At 60.2% G+C, this 19,466-nt stretch carries 22 protein-coding genes; 12 read left to right on the top strand and 10 right to left on the bottom strand.

The annotated features are described in order from the left end of the window. The first annotated feature begins 63 nt into the window (after nt 1–63). Nucleotides 64–525, top strand: coding sequence for an Lrp/AsnC family transcriptional regulator (locus CHH27_RS16115; RefSeq protein WP_247646116.1), 462 nt, complete (start codon nt 64–66; stop codon nt 523–525). Nucleotides 526–705: 180 nt separating this feature from the next. Continuing rightward, nucleotides 706–2,424: a caspase family protein gene (locus CHH27_RS16110; RefSeq protein ID WP_157738958.1), complete on the top strand. Its 1,719-nt coding sequence runs from the start codon at nt 706–708 to the stop codon at nt 2,422–2,424. An 89-nt stretch (nt 2,425–2,513) separates the two neighbouring features. Here the strand turns inward: CHH27_RS16110 and CHH27_RS16105 are convergent, their stop codons facing one another. Both CHH27_RS16105 and CHH27_RS16100 read right to left on the bottom strand, forming a co-directional pair. Continuing rightward, on the bottom strand, nt 2,514–2,852 hold the full coding sequence (locus CHH27_RS16105) for a DUF2141 domain-containing protein (RefSeq protein ID WP_157738957.1): 339 nt from the start codon (nt 2,850–2,852) through the stop codon (nt 2,514–2,516). Between the two features lie 156 nt (nt 2,853–3,008). Then, entirely contained in the window at nt 3,009–3,905 is an 897-nt protein-coding gene (locus CHH27_RS16100) for a sterol desaturase family protein (protein ID WP_094072490.1), read from the bottom strand. Between the two features lie 89 nt (nt 3,906–3,994). Here CHH27_RS16100 and CHH27_RS16095 point away from each other — a divergent pair, with 89 nt between their 5' ends. Genes CHH27_RS16095 through CHH27_RS16080 form a run of 4 tightly spaced genes read left to right on the top strand, consistent with a single transcriptional unit; the run spans nt 3,995 to nt 5,926 of the window. Beyond that, nucleotides 3,995–4,582: a TetR/AcrR family transcriptional regulator gene (locus CHH27_RS16095; protein WP_094072489.1), complete on the top strand. Its 588-nt coding sequence runs from the start codon at nt 3,995–3,997 to the stop codon at nt 4,580–4,582. After that, nucleotides 4,579–5,037 carry an aromatic ring-hydroxylating dioxygenase subunit alpha gene (locus CHH27_RS16090; RefSeq protein ID WP_094072488.1) on the top strand — a complete coding sequence of 153 codons (459 nt, stop codon included), beginning with the start codon at nt 4,579–4,581 and terminating at the stop codon, nt 5,035–5,037. The genes CHH27_RS16095 and CHH27_RS16090 overlap by 4 nt, the downstream gene beginning before the upstream one ends. A gap of 45 nt (nt 5,038–5,082) precedes the next feature. Then, nucleotides 5,083–5,724 (top strand): RHO alpha subunit C-terminal catalytic domain-containing protein, encoded by a 642-nt coding sequence (locus CHH27_RS16085; RefSeq protein ID WP_094072487.1) that lies wholly within the window; start codon nt 5,083–5,085, stop codon nt 5,722–5,724. A gap of 19 nt (nt 5,725–5,743) precedes the next feature. Next, nucleotides 5,744–5,926 (top strand): hypothetical protein, encoded by a 183-nt coding sequence (locus CHH27_RS16080; protein ID WP_094072486.1) that lies wholly within the window; start codon nt 5,744–5,746, stop codon nt 5,924–5,926. Nucleotides 5,927–5,962: 36 nt separating this feature from the next. On the opposite strand, the gene CHH27_RS16075 is transcribed toward CHH27_RS16080, so the two are convergent. Continuing rightward, nucleotides 5,963–6,655, bottom strand: a complete 693-nt coding sequence (locus CHH27_RS16075) for a M50 family metallopeptidase (RefSeq protein WP_094074801.1) — start codon at nt 6,653–6,655, stop codon at nt 5,963–5,965. Between the two features lie 31 nt (nt 6,656–6,686). Continuing rightward, a complete protein-coding gene (locus CHH27_RS16070; protein ID WP_208988249.1) occupies nt 6,687–7,520 on the bottom strand; it encodes a LysR family transcriptional regulator in 834 nt (277 codons plus the stop codon). Between the two features lie 136 nt (nt 7,521–7,656). Here CHH27_RS16070 and CHH27_RS16065 point away from each other — a divergent pair, with 136 nt between their 5' ends. From CHH27_RS16065 to CHH27_RS16045, 5 genes are read left to right on the top strand one after another with little or no spacing between them, the layout of a single operon-like run. Then, nucleotides 7,657–8,256, top strand: a complete 600-nt coding sequence (locus tag CHH27_RS16065; protein ID WP_094074800.1) for an amino acid synthesis family protein — start codon at nt 7,657–7,659, stop codon at nt 8,254–8,256. Next, complete coding sequence (locus CHH27_RS16060; protein ID WP_094072485.1) at nt 8,228–9,007, top strand: alpha/beta fold hydrolase; 780 nt, start codon at nt 8,228–8,230, stop codon at nt 9,005–9,007. Before CHH27_RS16065 ends, CHH27_RS16060 begins: the two co-directional genes overlap by 29 nt. Next, nucleotides 9,004–9,927 (top strand): flavin reductase family protein, encoded by a 924-nt coding sequence (locus CHH27_RS16055; RefSeq protein ID WP_094072484.1) that lies wholly within the window; start codon nt 9,004–9,006, stop codon nt 9,925–9,927. The genes CHH27_RS16060 and CHH27_RS16055 overlap by 4 nt, the downstream gene beginning before the upstream one ends. 1 nt (nt 9,928) lies before the next feature. Further along, nucleotides 9,929–10,963, top strand: a complete 1,035-nt coding sequence (locus CHH27_RS16050; RefSeq protein WP_094072483.1) for an LLM class flavin-dependent oxidoreductase — start codon at nt 9,929–9,931, stop codon at nt 10,961–10,963. Between the two features lie 9 nt (nt 10,964–10,972). Continuing rightward, nucleotides 10,973–12,442 carry an aldehyde dehydrogenase gene (locus tag CHH27_RS16045; protein WP_094072482.1) on the top strand — a complete coding sequence of 490 codons (1,470 nt, stop codon included), beginning with the start codon at nt 10,973–10,975 and terminating at the stop codon, nt 12,440–12,442. A gap of 16 nt (nt 12,443–12,458) precedes the next feature. Here CHH27_RS16045 and CHH27_RS16040 read toward each other — a convergent pair whose 3' ends face one another. Continuing rightward, complete coding sequence (locus CHH27_RS16040; protein ID WP_247646295.1) at nt 12,459–12,812, bottom strand: nuclear transport factor 2 family protein; 354 nt, start codon at nt 12,810–12,812, stop codon at nt 12,459–12,461. Nucleotides 12,813–12,835: 23 nt separating this feature from the next. Here CHH27_RS16040 and CHH27_RS16035 point away from each other — a divergent pair, with 23 nt between their 5' ends. Then, nucleotides 12,836–13,240: a LuxR C-terminal-related transcriptional regulator gene (locus tag CHH27_RS16035; protein ID WP_094072480.1), complete on the top strand. Its 405-nt coding sequence runs from the start codon at nt 12,836–12,838 to the stop codon at nt 13,238–13,240. Nucleotides 13,241–13,290: 50 nt separating this feature from the next. Here CHH27_RS16035 and CHH27_RS16030 read toward each other — a convergent pair whose 3' ends face one another. From CHH27_RS16030 to CHH27_RS16010, 5 genes are all read right to left on the bottom strand, one after another. After that, on the bottom strand, nt 13,291–15,291 hold the full coding sequence (locus tag CHH27_RS16030) for a M1 family metallopeptidase (protein WP_094072479.1): 2,001 nt from the start codon (nt 15,289–15,291) through the stop codon (nt 13,291–13,293). A gap of 1 nt (nt 15,292) precedes the next feature. Next, entirely contained in the window at nt 15,293–16,492 is a 1,200-nt protein-coding gene (locus tag CHH27_RS16025; RefSeq protein WP_198338234.1) for a ChaN family lipoprotein, read from the bottom strand. Between the two features lie 210 nt (nt 16,493–16,702). Beyond that, nucleotides 16,703–17,245 carry a hypothetical protein gene (locus CHH27_RS16020; protein WP_157738956.1) on the bottom strand — a complete coding sequence of 181 codons (543 nt, stop codon included), beginning with the start codon at nt 17,243–17,245 and terminating at the stop codon, nt 16,703–16,705. A gap of 156 nt (nt 17,246–17,401) precedes the next feature. Next, complete coding sequence (locus CHH27_RS16015) at nt 17,402–18,436, bottom strand: peptidoglycan -binding protein (protein WP_094072477.1); 1,035 nt, start codon at nt 18,434–18,436, stop codon at nt 17,402–17,404. Nucleotides 18,437–18,451: 15 nt separating this feature from the next. After that, nucleotides 18,452–19,441, bottom strand: a complete 990-nt coding sequence (locus CHH27_RS16010; RefSeq protein WP_094072476.1) for a flagellar motor protein MotA — start codon at nt 19,439–19,441, stop codon at nt 18,452–18,454. Nucleotides 19,442–19,466: the final 25 nt, after the last annotated feature.

Here is a 19,466-nt window from a genome sequence, read left to right as displayed (position 1 = left end):
CATCTTCTGGGGTCTATCGATAGGAAAGTTAGAGATAAACGCTCCAAAAATGGAAAATTTAGAGTGACTATCACTATTGACGATATAGATCGGAAGATGCTGCGCGCCCTGTGCGAAGACGGCCGGATGTCGGTTGTCCAGCTCGCCGAGCTTATCGGCCTGTCCCCGACCCCGTGCAAAAGACGTCTTCAAAGACTGGAAGAGACGGGTCTTATCGCCGGTTACAGCGCGACGATTGACCGGAAGGCCGCCGGGTTTGGCATCACAGCTTTTGTGTCCGTGGAGCTTGAACGGCAGGACACGGAAGAAATCCGGAAGTTCCAGAAACAGGTGGCCCTTTTCGAGGAAGTCGTGACCGGAGCGTTGATGACAGGTGCGCAGGATTTCCTGCTTGAGGTCGCGGTTGAAGGACTGGAGGAATATGAAACCTTCCTGCAGGCCAAGCTGATGAAAGTGGCTGGTGTCCGGGCCGTCCGCTCCCGTTTTGCCTTGCGCAAGTTTATCGACCGGGACCGGCTGCCCTAGCAGCCTGTTCCTCTCGCTGCCTGAACCGCGTTTTCAGGTCGGTGTGACCTGTTTCCAAACCTGTGCAGCCGGTCAGAGGACTGTGCCTGACACGGGTCTTCAGCAGGCCCTTGCTTGCAGGAAAGCCGAAGCTGTGCTGCAATTCCGGAGACTGAAGGTGGGCTCACTCTGGAGGATCTGATGATACTCCTGCGGATATTTGTTTTTCTGTGTGTGATACTGGGACTTGTGCAGCCGTCGCTTGCCGACAGACGGCTCGCTCTGGTCATCGGCAATTCCAGCTATCTCAATGTGCCGTCGCTGCCCAATCCGGGCAATGATGCAAACGACATGACGGCCAAGCTGGAGTCTCTCGGCTTCCAGGTCACCAGGGGCGTGGACCTGACCTATCAGGATATGCGCAAGACGATCAGGTCTTTCGTGACGGCGCTGAAGGACACGGATATCGCGCTGTTCTATTATGCCGGGCACGGCCTGCAGGTGAACGGAAAAAACTATCTGGCCCCGATCAATGCGCAGCTTCTGCATGAAGAGGATATTCAGTTCGAGCTGGTCCAGGTCGATCTGATCCTGGCCGCGATGGAGCGCAATTCCAGGACGAGTCTGGTCTTCCTGGATGCATGCCGCAACAACCCGCTTGCAGGCAATCTGGTGCGGTCGATGGGGGTGAGCCGGTCTGCGGCCGTTGGTAGAGGTCTGGCCCAGATCGGAACGGGTGTCGGCACATTGATCAGTTTTGCCACACAGCCGGGAAACGTTGCGCTTGACGGCACCGGACGGAACAGCCCCTTCACATCCGCGCTGGTCCAACATCTCGGCACGCCCGGTGAGGGCATCACGCGCAATCTGATCCGTGTGCGCAATGACGTGTTGCGGGCGACCGACGGCAAACAGGTTCCCTGGGACAATTCCTCGCTGACCGGTGAGGTGGTTCTCAAACCGTTGCCGTCCCTGACAGGCGAGCCTGGGGGAAGTGCATCAGAACCGGCAATGTCAGGTCCGCAGCAGGCTGAAATTGTCTACTGGAACTCGATCCGGCAGTCGGAAGACCCCGCTTATTTCGAGGCCTATCTCAATCGTTTTCCCGACGGGCGTTTCGTGGATCTGGCGCGCCTGAAACTTGCTGCCCTGAAATCCGGAACGCCTGTGAACCGGGACACTGCCGAAGAGACACAACCGGAAAGCGGGTTTGACCGGTCGAAGCTGGCCCGTCTTGATCCGAAGGCGGCCGGGTCGGCGCTGCCAGCGAAACCGCTTTCCCGGTCCCCCGACGATCTCGAACGCCAGCTGGCTCTGGTGCCGGATGACTATAAGCGCATTCAGGTCGCGCTGAATGCGCTCGGTTATGACGTCGGTATCCCCGACGGGGCCTTCGGGCCCAAGTCACGTGCGGCCTTGCGCCGTTACCAGATCCGCAACCGGCTCGAAGAAAGCGGCTTCCTTACCGAAAAAACGCTGACTGCACTGCTCAAGACATTTGAAACAACGCCAAACACCTATGACGGCACCTGGCTGCTCCAGTTTCATCGCTGGCACTATGGCTCGCAGGACAGAAGCGGCGTCAATCTGCGTTCGCTGCTGGCACGGGCCAGGGTCACTGTTCGGGGCGGCGAGATTTTCATTCTGGATGGCAAGGTCTTTTCCTCCGACAAACCCATGTTCGATACGTTCAAGGGACGGTTGTCGGACGCCGGTCAGCTCACCCTGTCCATGAGGATCGACAGCCTGTTCGGGAACGAACCCAAGCCCCAGCAGGAGGTCGACGTGACAGTGAGGACCAGGCTGCCGGCGCTTGTTCCTTACGACCACTCCCTGTCCGTCAAGGGATCGCGTCTTTGGGTCAACCCGAAGAAGGGGGAAAATGTCTGGCTGAGGCTGGAAATGCGCCGGATGAAATAGCGCACCGGGCGCGGTGGCAAGTCGCTGATCTCCCGGGCTGAAGCTCTCCGGGTGAGCCCCTTTGTTTTCGGGTCATACTGGAAGCGGGTCTACTTCAGATAGTGCATTTTGATGGTCCGTACCGGGTCTTTCGATGCGGCCCGCTGGAAAGGCGGCTCGTCATAGGCGTCGCGGGCACCGGACAGCGCATACCCCTCCACTGGGATCTCGCCTTCCAGATCAAGGTCGCGATTCCTGTTTTCGTCGTGAAACGCAATCACAGCGTAACGCCCTCCGGCAAGCTCCGGAAAGTCGGCCCGTACCGATCCCGTCGAAGCCGGGATTTCCAGGTAGCCCACGGCAGCCTCGTCATTTCCGCTTTGATAGGCGTGAGCGTCCTCCATGACCAGAACAATGACCTGTCCCCGGGTGTTGCGGATGTTCTTCACAGTGACAGACAGGCCTTGTCTGGTTTCACCGGTTTTCAGCTCATTGGCGCTGGCGCCTGGGACAAGGCTCGCGGCCCATGCACCACCGGCCAGGATGGCGGCACTGATAAAAACGGCGGCAAGGCGTTGGCGATGGTTTGGCCTGCGTGTCTCCTGTTACTCGGACCTGGGGGTTTGGGAGCCGGATTTCGGTTGCCAGCCCGGCGGGTTCGTCAGGACACGGACCTTGTTGGCAAGGTCGGGCATCTGCCAGATCTCCTGACCGAGCCGATGGAAGCCATGAAAGAAGGCAATCAGTGGATTGACGGAGTTGATGGGCCGGGTCAGGCCATAGGTGACCGGTTCCCGCTCTTCCGCGAACGTGCCGAACATCCTGTCCCAGATAATGAAGATGCCGGCGTAGTTCTTGTCGAGATAGGCCGGGTTCGAGCCGTGGTGCACCCTGTGATGGGAAGGCGTGTTCAGGACGGCTTCGATTGGCCGCGGCAGTTTCTTGACCGCCTCTGTGTGCAGCGCTGTCTGGTAGACCTGAACGATGACTTCAGCAAAGACCACGACCACCGGATTGAACCCCAGCAGGACAAGCGGCAGGTGGAACAGCACCGGCCAGAAGGAATCCATCGGCCCGAAGCGATAGGCCACCGAGATATTGAAAAACGGCGAAGAGTGATGAACCGAATGGGTCGCCCAGCCGAAATTCACCCGGTGCAGGAAACGGTGTTCCCAATAGTAGACCAGATCCGCCAGCACGATGCAGATCAGCACCGTTGCCCAGTTGATCTCGATGTCGAAGATCGCGAACTGCCAGACGTAGTAAAAGGCGGCAACATAAAACGCGGCCAGGAAGACTACGGTGATGCCCATGAACATGGCAAGCGTGACGTAGTTGGTCAGCGTATCCCCGATCAGGGTCCAGTTCAGCTTTTTGAGCAGCCAGTACCGGCCCAGTTCGAACAGCAGGAACACCAGTGCAAAAACAAAGAACCAGTCGTCTATGAAGACCTGCAGTCCTTCGAGCCAGGCTGGGCTGAGAGGTGATAGAATGCGGTCCAAGTGACATTCTCCAAAATTATCAAGGTTGACAATTAAATGTGGTGACGATATTTGTTTGTCAAGATTGAAAATCTATTTTGAGGTGACATTTGGCTCGGCCCGACATCAAGGACGATCGCAGGGAGCAGATCCTGGATGCGTTTGAAACCTGCGTTGCGCGTTATGGCGTCGAAGGAGCGACGCTCGGCAAGACGGCCGAGATTGCGGGGCTTGCCCGGCCGCTGATCCGGCACAATGTCGGCAACCGGGATGACCTTCTGGCAGCGCTTGTCGAACGGTTCCTGGCGCAGAGCCGCAGCAGCACGGCGGCGCTCCTTGACATGTTGCCGGCGGAAAACCGGATGGAGGCGTTGATCGAGATCCTGTTCGATCCCCGTTACGCCAATCCGCAGGCCGTTCTGGTGTTCAACGCCCTGAGCGCGGCTGCCCTGGAAGACCGAGCGCTGGGTGATCATCTGCAGACCTGGCTGGGCGATTTTGTCGACGTGCTGGCAAGGGAAATCGCCGCGGCCCACTCTCGAGCTGACGACAAGGATGTCCGGGCTGTCGCTGCGGGAATCACCGGGATCTATTTCAACGTCGAGGCGCTGCACCCGATCAATGTGCCGATGTCCTTTTCACAGGATTCGAAGCGGGCGGCGCGGCTTCTTCTGTCCACTCTGGCGAGGGCAACATGAGCGAGAATTTCCGTCTGCCGCGCAGCGCGTATGTCGAACCTGACTGGTTGAACCGAGAGAACGGCGATCTTTTTGCCGGTGCCTGGTGCTATGCCGGCACCAGCAAGATGTGCCCCGGCCCCGGCGACTATGTCACGCTGCAGATCGGGGCCTATGATGTTGCGGTTCTTCGGACCAAGGACGGAACGCTGCACGCGGTTCACAACCATTGCCGCCATCGCGGTGCGGCCCTTTTCGACGGGCCGAGCGGCAATGCCGGTGGCAGCATCGTTTGCCCTTATCATCGCTGGACCTACGGACTGGACGGCGCCTTGCGCGGCGTTCCGGATAGGCAGACCTGTTTTCCGGGGCTGGACAGGTCGGAGTTCGGACTGAAGCCGGCAGGTCTCGGTGTCTTTCGAGACTTGGTCTTCGTCAATGCGAACCCGGCTGCCGATTTCGAAGCCTGGATCTGAACGGTTGCGAACGAGGCCTGGCCGCATGATCTTTTTGCCGCCGACGTGAAGGCGTGCGTCCCGCTTCACTACGACGTCAAATGCAACTGGAAAGTCTTCGTCGAAAACGCTCTCGATGGCTATCATCTGGCCTATCTGCACGAAAAAACACTTGGTGGGCCGACACCGGACAAGAACGTCTGGGACCGGGCGGGAGACCATATGATCTGGTATGCCAACGAGGAGGGCGTTCGTCACCGGCTGCCGGCCAAGATCCGCAATGAAGGCGGACGCACCGGCATGATCAAGAGCGCGTCGGCACCAGGTTATGGCGGTGTCTATTTTCTGTTCCCGCTCACGCTGGTGGTACCGACACCCTATGGTCTCTCGCTGACCGCGCTGAAACCGCTATCAGCCGATCGGACACGTCTGGATGTCTACCAGTGGGTCGGACCGTGGCAATCGACAGACGAGCGCAAGCATGTGCCGGGCTACGACAATAAGAGCGATTTGATTTCGTCGGAAAACTGGACGCAGCATCCGCTTGAAACAGGTGATTTCCAGACCGAGGACATCTGGATTTGCGAGAAGGTCCAGCGCGGGCTGTCCTCGCCTGCCTTTGAACCGGGGCCCCTGTCGAAAGGCCCCGGCGCTGAAGATCCGATCACCTGGTTCCACGACAGCCTTCGGCGGCACATGCAACTCTGATGGCAGGAAAGGATACGCCATGACCTGGATGGCCCTGCTGGGTATCGCGTTGCTGGTCTGGGTGCTTTACGATCTCGTGACGGGCAAGGTCTGGCTGCATCGCGCCTATCACCGGTCGGAAGAACCTGCGGGATACTGGCTGACGATGGGGCTCTGGTTCCTGGTCGCTCTGTCCTGTTTTTACTGGGGCGGCGGCCTGTAGATCCATCAGGTCGGTTCTGGCGAGATATCAGCCCCTCTAGCCTTCGGTTTTGCGTTTGCCGGAAAATGACATGTTGCTGTTTTCGCCCAGGCCGTGGCGCAGGCAGTAATATATGATGGCCAGGCTCGCTGCCAGCCACAGGCCGCCCCAGAAGACCGTCGGGCCGCCGAATTCTTCCGCCAGCATATAGGCGTCGGAGCGGATGCCCGAGCGGCGGATCGTGTCGTCGAAAATGTCGTATGGCACATAGAGTATGCTCGACAGGCCGATGACCCTCAGGATCAGGTCGTTGGCCTGGACGCTGAGATAGCGCGCGGCGCCCAGCATGGCGATGCCGGTCGCGAGGCAGAACGCGAGCGCGAACCAGTCGCGGATGTAAAGCGCCGTCACAATCAGCGTGAGGCCGCCAAGCACGCCCAGCACCATGCGGTCTGCTTCCGTTTTCAAGGCCAGCAGCAGCAGGGCGACACCAAACAGGAGGGAACCGAGATAGCCCGCCGTCAACGTGAGGAAGCGGTTGCCGCCCCGGGCAATGACATGACCGCCCTGATTGGGTGAGAGCGAAATCTCGTCGACGGAACCACCGGTCAGAATTGCTGCCAGGGCATGGGCCAGCTCGTGCAGATAGACGATGAGAATCTTGAGTGGAACCACGAACACCGAGTTCCAGAACAGGAACAGCACCAGGGTGATCAGGATGAGCTGCCAGTGGCCTTTGAGGATCTGCATGTGCTGAAAGACCATCGCATGGTGCGAAAAGTCAAGCTGTCTTGCCGGCCGCCACGCCGGTCAACCAGCCGGTGAAGGTCCTGGCGTCTTCGGTGTCACTGTTGCAAGATAGAAAATAGCCTTCCTTGGCGTCGATCAGCACGTCCGAAACACGGGCAATCAAGCCGTGTTGCAAGGGGTGCCGGGACAGCAACTCATTGACCAGGCAGGCACCGTTTCCCTGAACGGCCAGATCCAGGGCGGCGCCATAAGAATCCACAAAAATCGATGGCGACTGAACAGGGCTGCCTGTCGCCCGGCCCCACGCCGGCCAGCCACCGGAAATGCCGATGGCCTCTATCAGCGGCATTTCTTCGAAGGGCACCGCGACGTTTTTCGGCTTCAGTGCAATCAGCTTGTTGGAGCCGAGTGGAACGGCCTTCGGCGCGGCCTGTTTCCTGGATCCGAAACGGATCTCGATATCGGCAAGCGTGCGGCTGAATTCGTCGGGCCAGATGGCGCTGATGAACCGCAGCGATAGGTCCGGGTGCTCTGCCCGAAAGCGCGGCAGCAAGGGGGCGATGACCCATTGCAGGACGCTGACAGAGGCCGACACTGTCAGAAGCCGGGCTGGCTGGTCCGTAAAGAAGGCGCCTGTGGCAGCCGACAGGGTTTCGAGCGCCGCATCGACCTGCGGCAGGAGGCGCCGGCCATGATCCGTCAGGGCCAGACTTCTTGGTTTGCGCTCGAACAGGGGGACGCCAAGTCGGACTTCCAACGATTTGATCTGCTGGCTGACCGCCGACTGGGTCATGCCGATTTCCTCGGCTGCCGCCGTGAAGCTCAAATGTCTGGCCGCGGCCTCAAAGGCCCGAAACCAGTTCAAGGGGGGAGTGTTTTGCTCATGGTCAAGCGTCCCATTAGTCAAGCTAATGCCAAAGGGTCAAAATCATTCGTTTGTGCCGGAAGTCAACCGCACCGATAGTTTTCTGAACACAGGCCAATGCGAAGAGGGAGCCGGAATGCGGCCGGACATCAGAAAAATTGTCACCTATGAAGAGGAAACGCTGATCGAAGGTTTCCGGAAAACCGAGACGCCCTGGCGCATGTTCGGCGTTGCCGCCATTGTCCGAAATCCCTGGTCCGGTCGTTTTGTCGAGGACCTCAAGCCGGAGATCTCTACCTATGGTCCGGAACTCGGCGCTCTTTTGACGGAAAGAATGTTGCGGCTGGGGGGCAACGGCGAAGCGATCGAGGCCTATGGCAAGGCTGCGGTCGTCGGCCTGGACGGAGAGATCGAGCATGCCTCAGCCCTGATCCACACGCTACGCTTCGGCAATCATTTCCGGGAGGCTGTTGGCGCCAAATCCTATCTGGCCTTCACCAATACGCGCGGCCCGGCAAATGCGCCGGTCTCGATCCCCCTGATGGACAAGAATGATGCAGGTCGCCGCTCCCATTATCTGACACTGCAGTTTTCGGTGCCCGATGCGCCGCGGGCAGATGAAATTATCGTGGCGCTTGGCGGGGCCACATCGGGCCGGCCGTTTCACCGCATCGGCGATCGCTACCAGGATCTGAAAGAGATGGGCCATGACGTGGACAACCCGGCCGCGATCTAGGACAGGCCGAACAGCTTATATCCGGGCGGGCAGCGGTCCACGTCTGGTGCTGATCCATGGCGTCGGGCTCCGCGCGGAAGCCTGGGCCGGGCAGCTTCCAGACCTTGCAGGGTCCTTCGAGGTTCTGGCGCCGGATCTTGCCGGTCATGGGGAGAGCGACGGATTTGCAGAGGAGCCGACGCTTCAGGCGTTCAGCGATCGACTTGCCGGGTTGCTCAACCGGGACACTGTTCTCGTCGGCCATTCCATGGGCGCGATGATCGCGCTCGACCTGGCGTTCCGCAATCCGGACGCTGTGCGCGGCGTGGTGGCGCTGAATGCCATCTACCGCCGAACCACTGCAGCCGGCGAGGCTGTTCGCCAACGGGCAGGCCAACTTGACGGCGTCCATGGACCCGACCCGGAGCCGACACTGGCGCGATGGTTCGGCGATCGGGCCTCGCCCGAACGGAACGCCTGTGCCGGCTGGCTACGGTCAGTGGACCCGGAAAGCTATCGGCACGCCTATAGGGTTTTTGCCAGCGAGGACGGACCAAGTGATGCCGGTCTCCGATCCCTCAATTGTCCGGCTCTGTTCATGACCGGGCGGGAAGAGCCCAATTCCACGCCGGCCATGTCGGAGGCGATGGCGGCCCTGGCAGCCGACGGCCGATGCAGGGTCCTGGCGGGTGCCGCCCACATGATGCCCATGACCCATGCGGCTGAGGTGACGGCGGCCATTCAAGCGTTTGCAACGGAGAGCCTGACATGAGGACTGTTGATCCGCGCAGCCTGCGCGATGCCTTCGGACGCTACATGACCGGCGTCACGGTGGTGACCACTCTGGACGCAAACGGACAGCCGGTCGGCTTCACGGCAAATTCCTTTTCTTCCGTGTCGCTGGACCCGCCGCTCTTGCTGGTCTGCCCGGGCAAGTTCCTGTCGAGCTATGAGAGCTTTCTGTCCTGCGAACGCTTTTGCGTGAGTGTGCTGTCGGAAGACCAGAGGTCTGTGGCCAATACGTTTGCCGGCTACAAGGGAGACCGGTTCGCGCAGGTGGATCATGCGCCGGACGCACATGGGGTGCCGGTCATTTCTGGTGCGCTCGCCCGGTTTTCCTGCAAGACACACAAGGTTGTGCCCGCCGGGGATCACGTGATCCTGATGGGTGAAGTGACCGGTTTCGACCAGGAACCGGGGGCAGGGCTGGGTTATGCCGGCGGTCAGTTCTTCACCCTGGGTCTGGAGCACAGCACCCGGGACCCGGCTGCAAGGCGGAATGTCGCCGGGACCATTCTCAAGTTTGGAAACAGGGTGCTGCTGGAGCAGACACCGGAGGGGCTCCGTCCTCCCTCTTGTGCCGTTCAGGAAAAAACAGCAGTGCGGGACACCTTGAATTTGGAGCTCAAGCGGCTTGGCGTCGGGGCCCGGCTCGGACCTGTCTATTCGGTTTTCGAGGATCCGGAGCAGTCGTCGCATTTTGCCTATCTCCTGGCGGAAGTGTTTGAGGTCGCAGCGGACAGCCCTTTGGTCGCGGTCGAAATCGACCAGCTGTCCGGGATTTCCTGCGCTTCACCGGCGGTTGCCAGCATGCTGACCCGGTTTGCCAGGGAAACGGCCAATCAGAATTTCAACCTCTATCTCGGGGACAGCGCCTCGGGAGAGATTCACACACTGAGCGGAGGCGCCTGACATGGAGTTTTCCCTGTTTGCCCATATGGAGCGGCTGACGCCAGACCAGCCGCATGACCAGCTCTACGAGGACTTTTTGTCCCTGTGCCGGCTGGCCGATGAGGGTGGCATGCGCGCCATCTGGACCGGTGAACACCACGGCATGGAGTTCACCATTGCGCCGAACCCGTTCATGTCGCTCGTTGACCTTGCGCATCACACGAAGAATGTCCGCCTTGGCACCGGCACCGTGATTGCGCCGTTCTGGCACCCGATCAAGCTGGCCGGGGAGGCCGCCGCCGCAGACCTGATGACCGGTGGCCGACTCGAGCTTGGCATCGCGCGGGGGGCCTATTCGTATGAATATGAACGCCTGATGCCCGGTATGGACGCCTGGGAGGCGGGGCAGCGCATGCGCGAAACCGCACCGTTGATCCCGAAACTCTGGCAGGGAGACTGCGCCCATGAAGGGGCCTATTTCCAGTTCCCGGCCTCCACCTCCGCGCCCAAACCTCTGCAGGAGAGCGGTCCTCCGATCTGGATCGCCGCCCGTGATCCGAAGAGCCACGAATTTGGGGTTCACAACGGTTTCAACATTCAGGTGACGCCACTCTGGCAAGGCCTCGAGGAAATCGAAACCCTGATGGAACGGTTCAACGCTGCCTGCGCCGGCCATGACGGGCCGCGACCGAAAATCATGCTGCTGCATCACACCTATGTGGCCAGCGATTTGGATGACGCCACGCTCGCTGCACAGGAATTGTCCCGCTTCTATTGTTATTTCGGGGCCTGGTTCCAGAACAAGCGACCGGTGCGCCAGGGCCTGATCGAGGAACTCGGCGACCATGAAATTGCGGGCAACGCCATGATGGCGCCTGAGAACATGGCACGGGATCTCACGGTCGGCACGGCGCAGGAAGTGATTGACCGCATCAAGCGCTACGAGGATCTTGGTTATGACGAGTATTCGTTCTGGATCGACAGCGGCATGAGCTTTGAGCGCAAGAAAGCCTCGCTGACCCGGTTCATCGAAGACGTCATGCCGGCCTTCGGCTGAGGGGGAGTGATGCAGCATTATCAGCTTTACATCGACGGCAAACGGCGCGAGGGCGCGCTAGGCCAGGTGATGACCACCGAAGATCCGTCGACCGGGGAAGCGTGGGCAACCTTCGCCTGTGCGTCGCCGGAAGACGTCGAGGCCGCCGTTGCCGCCGCGCGCCGCGCCCTGAACGACCCGGCCTGGCGTGACATGACGCAAACCGCGCGCGGCAAGCTGCTTCACCGTCTGGCTGACCTGATCGAGGCCAATGCGGAAAAGCTTGGCAGGCTGGAGACGGCCGACAGCGGCAAGCTCCTGGCCGAAACACTCAGCCAGACCAGTTATGTCGGCGACTTTTATCGCTACTATGCCGGGCTTGCCGACAAGATCGAAGGGGCAGTCCTGCCGATCGACAAGCCGGACATGCATGTCTTCACCAAGCGCGAGCCCATCGGCGTGGTTGCGGCCATCGTGCCATGGAACGCGCAGATGTTTCTGACGGCAACGAAACTGGGGCCGGCGCTTGCAGCAGGGTGTTGCGTCATTCTGAAAGCGTCAGAGATGGCGCCGGTGCCGATGCTTGAATTCGCCTCTCTCGTCGAAGAGGCCGGTTTCCCACCGGGTGTTGTTTCGGTCATTACGGGAGATGCGGAAAACTGCGCCATCCCGTTGACACGTCATCCGGACATTGACCGGATCGCCTTTACCGGCGGTCCGGAAACGGCGCGGCATGTGGTGCGCAACTCGGCAGAAAATTTCGCCGTCACCTCTCTGGAGCTGGGCGGCAAGTCACCGGTGCTGGTCTTTGACGACGCGGATCTGGACGGGGCGGCCAACGGACTGATTGCCGGCAATTTCGGCGCATCCGGACAAAGCTGTGTTGCCGGCTCACGTGGCCTCGTTCAGCGCGGCATCTTTGATGCGCTCGTTGCCCGGATCAAGGAAAAGGCATCCGGTATCCGCGTCGGAAACCCGCTGGATGCGGCAACGCATGTCGGGCCGCTTTGCACGAAAGCCCAGGTGGAGAGGATCAGGGAGACGCTGGAGAAGGCACAGGCACAGGGGGCTTCGATACATTTTGGCGGCGCACCGCTTGATCAGCCGGGCAACTACATGGCCCCCACTCTGGTTGAGTGTCCCTCAGCGGACATCGAGACGCTGAACGTGGAGATGTTCGGTCCGGTGATGTCGCTGATGCCCTTTGACACGGAAGACGAGGCCATCGCCCTGGCCAACAAGTCCGACTATGGACTGGCCTCGGGTGTTTTCACGCAGGATGTTGCCCGGGCGCACCGGGTCTCCTCGCGGCTGCGCGCTGGCATCTGCTGGGTGAACACCTATCGCGCGATCTCGCCGATCGCGCCTTTCGGCGGCTATAACCAGTCGGGCTACGGCCGGGAAGGCGGGCTGGAGGCCGTGCTGGACTACACCAGGACAAAGACCACCTGGATCAACACCTCGGGCGCGCCGATGGCCAATCCGTTTGTCATGCGATGACACAAGCAGGCTGAGGTCAGGGCATGTCGAGCTTTGTGATCAGGGAAACGATCTTGCCGTTCTCAAGCCGAAAGATGTTTTTGCCACTTCCCTGTCCGCCGGGAATAGCCCTGGAGTAGCAGGTCCAGGCCACGGTGATGGTATCGTCTTCAAGTTCGACAGATCCGAGATGGATGACGGCATCGTCGAATTCCTCTGTGCGACTGCCTGCGAAGGCTGCAAGAATGGCGTCACGGCCGCGATGGGGTTCATCTTGTCCTGAAAATGGCTCTGAATACTCGGCATCCTCGGTGAATAGAGCGCGCAGAAGCTCCTGGCCTGAGGGACCGGCTTGCATTGCCAGGAAAAAATTTGTGATCTCAAGGGGCATGCTGTTCACGGGGAAGTCCTTTCATGTCCGTTGATCCAAAAATGCTTGATGCGCTGGCCACAGCGCTGGACGACCTGACCGGTGACCCCAAACGGGCGATGCCGGTAAAAGCGCTTGAGGCTCTGGCTCCCCTGGCAAGACCCGGAACCCGTTTGAAGATTGATCTTGAGGCCAGCGCAATCCTTGGGGCGCCGCTCGTAACAGTTTCCGAGGCCCCATCGCCAGGTTGTCTGCTGGACCCATTGACGCCGCGTCAGCGCATGGTGGCCGAACATCTGATTGCCGGACGATCCAACAAGGAGATCGCAAGGGAGCTGAGGATTTCCGTTGCCACCGTCAAGGATCATGTCCACGCCATCCTGGAACGTCTGAAATTGCCCACTCGCGCGGCCGTCATGGCCGCTGCAAGGGGTGTTGCCAGACGCTAGTCCGGCTGCCGCGGGGCCGCAATCCATCTGAAGATGGATGGGGATTGGATTTATTGCGGGCTATCGCTGCTACCGGTGCCCGCCAAAGGAAAAGTCAGCGGACTTTCGCCGCTCGGCCAGATGCCGCGGTCCACGGCACGACCGTCAGCAAAGGTCACAAAGCTCTGGCGGCCATAATGCCTGAGGGTCCGGCTGACCGCCTGAAGTCCTTCAGGGCTGTTGACGGATATCAGCAGGACGGGTGCGCCAGATGGCGTTTTGTCGACCCAGGCTGCCGCCTCTGTATTCGGGGCTGGCAATCGCTCCAGTCCGTGAGTGGCCGCAAAACGCTCCAGACTTTCCCTTGTGCCAAAGACAAGCGCTGGACGATCGTTGGCCTGATAGTTCTTCGCCAGGCGCAGTTTTGCGCCCCGATCCACCATGCGAGGGACGACTGACATTGCCGCGTCAGCTGAAAGGATGCTGTCGAGCACAACAACATCAACCGCAGCGGCCAGGGTAACATCGCGCAGAATCGGCGGGCTTTCCCCCGGCAGGAGGTGCCGGAAGAGGTCAAAGTCCGGATCAAGGCTGATCCGTGTCGGCTGATCGTTCGTTTCAAATCGGAGCGTTGTTGATGGGCCGTCGATCTCGGCATGGTGCCGAGCAACACCGGCGGTCGTTTCGAGATCAACTGGCAGGCGCAGCCTGTAGGTCGGCTCAGACTGTTTCACCGTCAGGGAGGTGAGGTAGGTATCATCTTCACGGGCGGTCGTGACATCAGCAACGGCAATCGAGGGTGCACCCGGCTGTGAAATCCATTGATCGAAGAACCAGGCAAGATCCCGGCCGGACGTGGCTTCGAAGGCGTTTTGAAGATCGGACCAGCCGGCAATCTTGAATTGGTGTTCGGTCCAGAACCTTCGAATGCCTTCGGAGAAGGCACTCGCGCCGATTTCGCCCTCCAGCATGTGGAAGATGTGGGCGGTCTTGTTGTAGCCGATGACCTGGGCTGCCTGATGCCGCTTGCTGATGAAGCGGTTGACCGCCTGGTCGCGCTTGGTGGGCAGCGCTGCATAGTCACGCAACCAGCCGAGACGCATCTGGCGGGCTGCGTCCGCACCCTTTTCCCGCGCAAGGCCGTAATCGGCCATATAGGTGGTCAGACCCTCTGCCCAGTTGCCGCTGCCATAATCGACCTGAACCCCATTGCCCCACCAGTTGTGCAGGATCTCATGGGCAAGGGACTGTCCCTGCATGAAGGGCAGCGGTACGATCATCTCACCGATATAGGTCAGATTGGGATAACCGAGCCCGACAGGCAGTGGCGACGAGATTATGTGGAAGTCCTCGAATGGATAGGCCCCGATCTCGGTGCCGAAGTCTGCCAGGTACTTGCCGGCGGTATCCAGGTACTGGTCGGAGTAATCCGCCAGGCGCTCTGGGAAATAGGTACGCAAACGTGTGCTGCCAACATGACTTTCACCAACCTCATAGGGGCCAACGAACAATGAAGGAGGTTCCAGCGAGAGAGCCTGTTCGAAAATGGCGGTGTTGCCGTTTTCGCTCGATGTTTCTTCCCGCAGCGAGCCGAAGGACACGGCCCGAAAGGGAGCTGGCACCGAGATGTCCAGCCGATAGCTGATCACCTTGTCGCCGACATAGGGAAACCAGCCGGCATACCCCGACAGAAAGGCGCCTTCCGGCCCGGCAAAGGCATCGGGCAAATTCCGGCTGCCTTGTTCCAGCCCCGGAACCTCTCCGCGAAGCCGGATGGTCACCGTTTGAGCGTCAGCGTTTGCAAGTGGCACAACAACACCGTCCGCCCGCGTCACACCGTCTATCGGTTTGCCGTTCAAACTGATTTCTTCAAGGACCATCCAGTCCGCAAACCGCAGGAAGAGCCGCGTGCGTCCTTCCACCGTGATCTCGTCGGTCACCTTGAGGGAGCGGGTCGCCGGGTCCAGCTGCACCACAAGAGCGTGATGCGTTGGCGCTGCAGGTCCTGACGCGTCTGCCGGCGAGAGGGACAGAACCCCGAGGATCAGGACAAGGAAAGCGGCCCTGAACACGCTACTCGTCCGACTTCGTTGGAAACCTGGCCACAAGCTCCAGCCGGTCCCCGTCGCGCAACACGGCGAGTGGCAGCCATGTGCCCGGCGCCTGGCGTGAGACCACCTCCACCAGATCAGCTGATGTCTTCAGTTCGACACCGGCAGCTTCAATGATGATGTCCCCCGCAGTCAGCTCCGCTGCCGCGGCAATGCTGTCGTCAACAATTTCCAGCAACCGGACACCGCCATCCTCAGCGGTCTCGATGAAAACGCCGAGGCGCGGCCTGTCGGCTGGATTTGCATCGGAGGCTCGATCATCAACGAGGAACACGGCCTCCGCCAGCGTTGGCTCAACCGCTGCGCAGTCTTTTCCGGTTCGGACCGGCAGGAAACGTGTGACGGGATCCGTGCCGAGATCCGCAAGCTGGTGCGGCACGCCATAGCCATGTTCGACATGGCCGCGTCCCAGAATGCCAACAACGAGCGCGTCCTGGTCGATCTGCCGGGCATCGGCCAGTGCCTCCGCCATCGCCCGGTCCCAGGTCAGCTGTGCCTCAACGAACCTTGCAAAGCCGGGGTCCTTCAGGATGTCTTCGATGCTTGGGGCCGCGCTCGCGGGAGCCTCCTTGTCATCGCCGGGCGCGGCTGACCCGTGTCTGAGAGCAGCCTTGGTCGCCCATACACGGGCGAGCGCGTCCCGGTAACCGGCACTGGCTTCGGCCGGGTCGCCGAGGCCCTCACGGTCAGCGGCGGGAATGGCGTCCCAGCCCTCACGTCCAACACGGGAGACGAGCCCCCTATCGACGTTCAGGGCAATCATCGGCAGGCGGTTCTGGCGGGCAAACTCAAACAGGGGCATGTAGAGATCGGCGTCATAGCCCCAGACCTCGCTCCAGCGCACCTGCTTCAGAAACTCCTGCTGCGAGAGCTTACCGGCCGACCATTCGTCGAGGATGGGCTGGACTTCCCTCGGGAACGCTTCAAAGCCGATGACCATCTGTGGATGATAAGCATGCAGCCCGGCCACGGTCTGAAGCTGCCAGAGGTGGTCTTCCCGGGAGGTGTGGGATTCGCCAAGGAGCACGACACCGGGATTGGCCGCCTGTTTCAGGGTTTCGCTTGAAACAAGTGTTTGCCGAGTCTCGGGATCGAGCCATTGGCCGGTTGCCTGACACCTCATTTCCACATCGATGTCCTGGTTCACCTGTTCCGTCGACATGGCCGCTGACGACCACAAGACAGAGCAAAAACAGACCGAAATGAGCCAGAGGCTTCGTCTCGGAGCCGTGGGTGTGCGATGGTTGTGATTTTCTGTCACCGGTTGATATCCAGTCTGCTCGATCGAACGAAGTCCGCATTCACATTTGCTACGTATGATGCGTCACGGTGGATTGACAACGAATGTGAAGCAATGGAGCTGGGGGCCGCCTCACCAAATGGCAGTCAGTCGCGCCATATGCCAACGAAACAATTCTATCGTGTCAGAGGGTAATTCCTTACCGGCATTGGCAAAGATTGTAGTCTGGATCAATTCAGGACCAAGGGGCTGCTCGTTGACAAAGAAGACAATCTGGATTTGCCGTTGTCCATGCACCTCATGCTCGGCCTGAAATCCCTTCAAGGCACCGCCTCGCATGGAAACAGGAAAAAAGTTCAAGCAACGACCATCCGGCTCGGTGACCAGCCGTGCGCAAAAGACTTTTCGTTCGGCTAGAAACCTGCTTCGCGGAGAGGCAAATGATGCCTTTGTGTATGGGCTGATGATTTCGAGTCTGGCCGCCACTGCGTTCTGGCAGGCCAGGCAACGATATTCGATTGACGTCTGTGTAACGTCTGCCGACCAGATCCCCTGATCGAGAAGGTTCTTGAAAAGAACCGAATCGACAAGTCTGCTCAGGCGCTCTTCTTCTGCCTGACCTGGTCCAGCGACCAGACACATTGCGATCGAAAGGCATCTCAAAAGAGCGTTCACTGTTTGCCTCAAATTCAGGGCAAGCCATCAAGGCTCATGATGCCAGCCTGGTTTGTTCAGGTTCGTTATCCGGAGCGCTGCTGCCGGCAAATCGGTCAGTCGCGACAGGCCACACGGCTGAGAAACACGCTCCCCAGTCAATGCGGGACGGGTGTCTCACCGTTCGGTCAGTTTCAGCTCTATGCGCCGGTTTTTGGCCAGCGCCTCTGGCGTCTCGCCGTCTTCCAGTGGCTGGAATTCCCCAAATCCGGCGGCAACAAGCCGCTTGGGATCGACGCCCTTTTCAATGAGATACCGCACCACCGAGATCGCGCGGGCGGCGGAGAGTTCCCAGTTGTTGCGCAGGCGGCCGGTGCCGGAGAGCGGACGCGCATCCGTGTGACCATCAACGCGCAGCACCCAGTTGATCTCGTCCGGGATCTGGGCGCTGAGTTCCTGGATGGCTTCGGCAAGCTTGTCCAGTTCTTCCTGGCCGGCCGGATTGATGTCTTCCTGGCCACTGTCGAAAAGGACCTCCGACTGGAACACGAACCGGTCGCCGACCACGGAAATGTCGGAGCGCTGGGAAAGGATCTCGCGCAGGCGGCCGAAGAAATCGGACCGGTAGCGGGACAGTTCCTGGACCCGCTGAACCAGCGCGGCATTGAGGCGTTTGCCGAGGCTGGCAATCTTGGCCTGGCTGTCCGCCTCCTTGGCCTCGGAGGCTTCCAGCGCTGCGTTGGCTGCCGCGATCTGGCGGCGCAAGGCGGCGATCTGCTGGTTCAGCAGTTCCACCTGGGCAAGGGCTTCCTGGCTGATCTGGCGTTCGTCGTCGAGCAGGTTTTCAAGCTGGGTGGCCCGACCGCCGGCCGCATCAGCGGCGCCGGAGCTGCTTTCCAGAAGGCCGAGCAGGCGGGACTGTTCGGCTTCGGCATCCGATAAACTGGCCTGAAGGCCAAGGATCGTGTCTTCCAGTTCGCCGGAATTCGCCCGTTCCAGGGCCAGCAACTCGGTCAGTTCGCTGATCTGGGCGTTGAGCCGGTTCAGCACCGTGTCGCGGCCGGACAGCTGCTGGGACAGGAAAAACTGGGCGATCATGAAGATCGAGAGGAGAAAGATGATGACGAGCAGGAGCGTTGCCATGGCATCGACAAAGCCAGGCCAGTAGTCGGTCGCCTGTCCGCGGCGGCGGGCGCGCAAGCCTCCTGCCATCGTCGCTGCTCCTTGTTATTCCTTGGCCCGGTCGAAGGCAGCGGAAATCGAGGTCAACAGGCCCTCGATCCGTTTCTGCTGTTCACCCTGGGACTCGGCCCAGTCGCGCATCATCTGCTGTTCGGAGCGGACATGCTTGACCAGGCCCTGGATGCCTTCGGCCAGATTGGCCATGGCCTGGGCCGCATTCTTGCTGCCACCTTCTTCAACGCTCTTTTGGAGTGCGCCGATCGAAGCCTGAATTTGCTCCACGCCGGGCGAGTCGCTGGCGCTGAACATGCCGTCTTCCGGATCGATGTCCGTGACGGTGGAGAGCCAGTCTTCCAGCTCGTTGTAAAAACGGTTCTGGGCCTGGCCTGCCTGGAGGTCAAGAAAGCCGAGCACAAGAGAGCCTGTCAGACCGAAAAGCGAGGATGAAAACGCCGTGCCCATGCCGGAGAGCGGGGCTTCAAGACCGGCTTTGAGATCCTCGAAGATGACGTTGGCATCGCCCGAACCGACATCCAGCGACTGGATGGTGGCGCCGACAGAGCTGACGGTCTGAAGCAGACCCCAGAAGGTGCCGAGCAGGCCGAGAAATACAAGAAGGCCTGTCAGATAGCGGGAGATCTCGCGGCTCTCCTCAAGGCGCATGCCTATGGAATCAAGGATTGAGCGGGCGGTTGTCGGCGTCAGGGCCATGTCACCGGCCTTGTTGCCCAGAAGCGCTGCCATCGGGGCCAGCAGCACCGGCGAGCGCGTGTCGAGCGCCGGGTCGCCGATGCGGAAACTGTTGACCCAGGAGATTTCCGGGAACAGGCGGATCACGCGGCCGAACAGCAGCAGGACCCCGAAGACCCCGACCAGCACGATCAGCCCGTTGAGGCCGGGATTGCTCATGAACGCAATCGAAATCTGCGGGAACAGGATAAAGGCGATGAAGGCAACGATCACCAGAAAGATGATCATGAATGTCAGATAGGCCCGCGGACTGGACAGGCTGTAGGGGTCAAATTCACGGGCCATATTGCTCAATCAATCACCTGAATTG

Source organism: Labrenzia sp. VG12, from assembly GCF_002237595.1.
GTDB lineage: Bacteria > Pseudomonadota > Alphaproteobacteria > Rhizobiales > Stappiaceae > Roseibium.
Note: the sequence above shows the minus strand (reverse complement) of the source record. Positions and strands in the feature narration are given on the sequence as shown.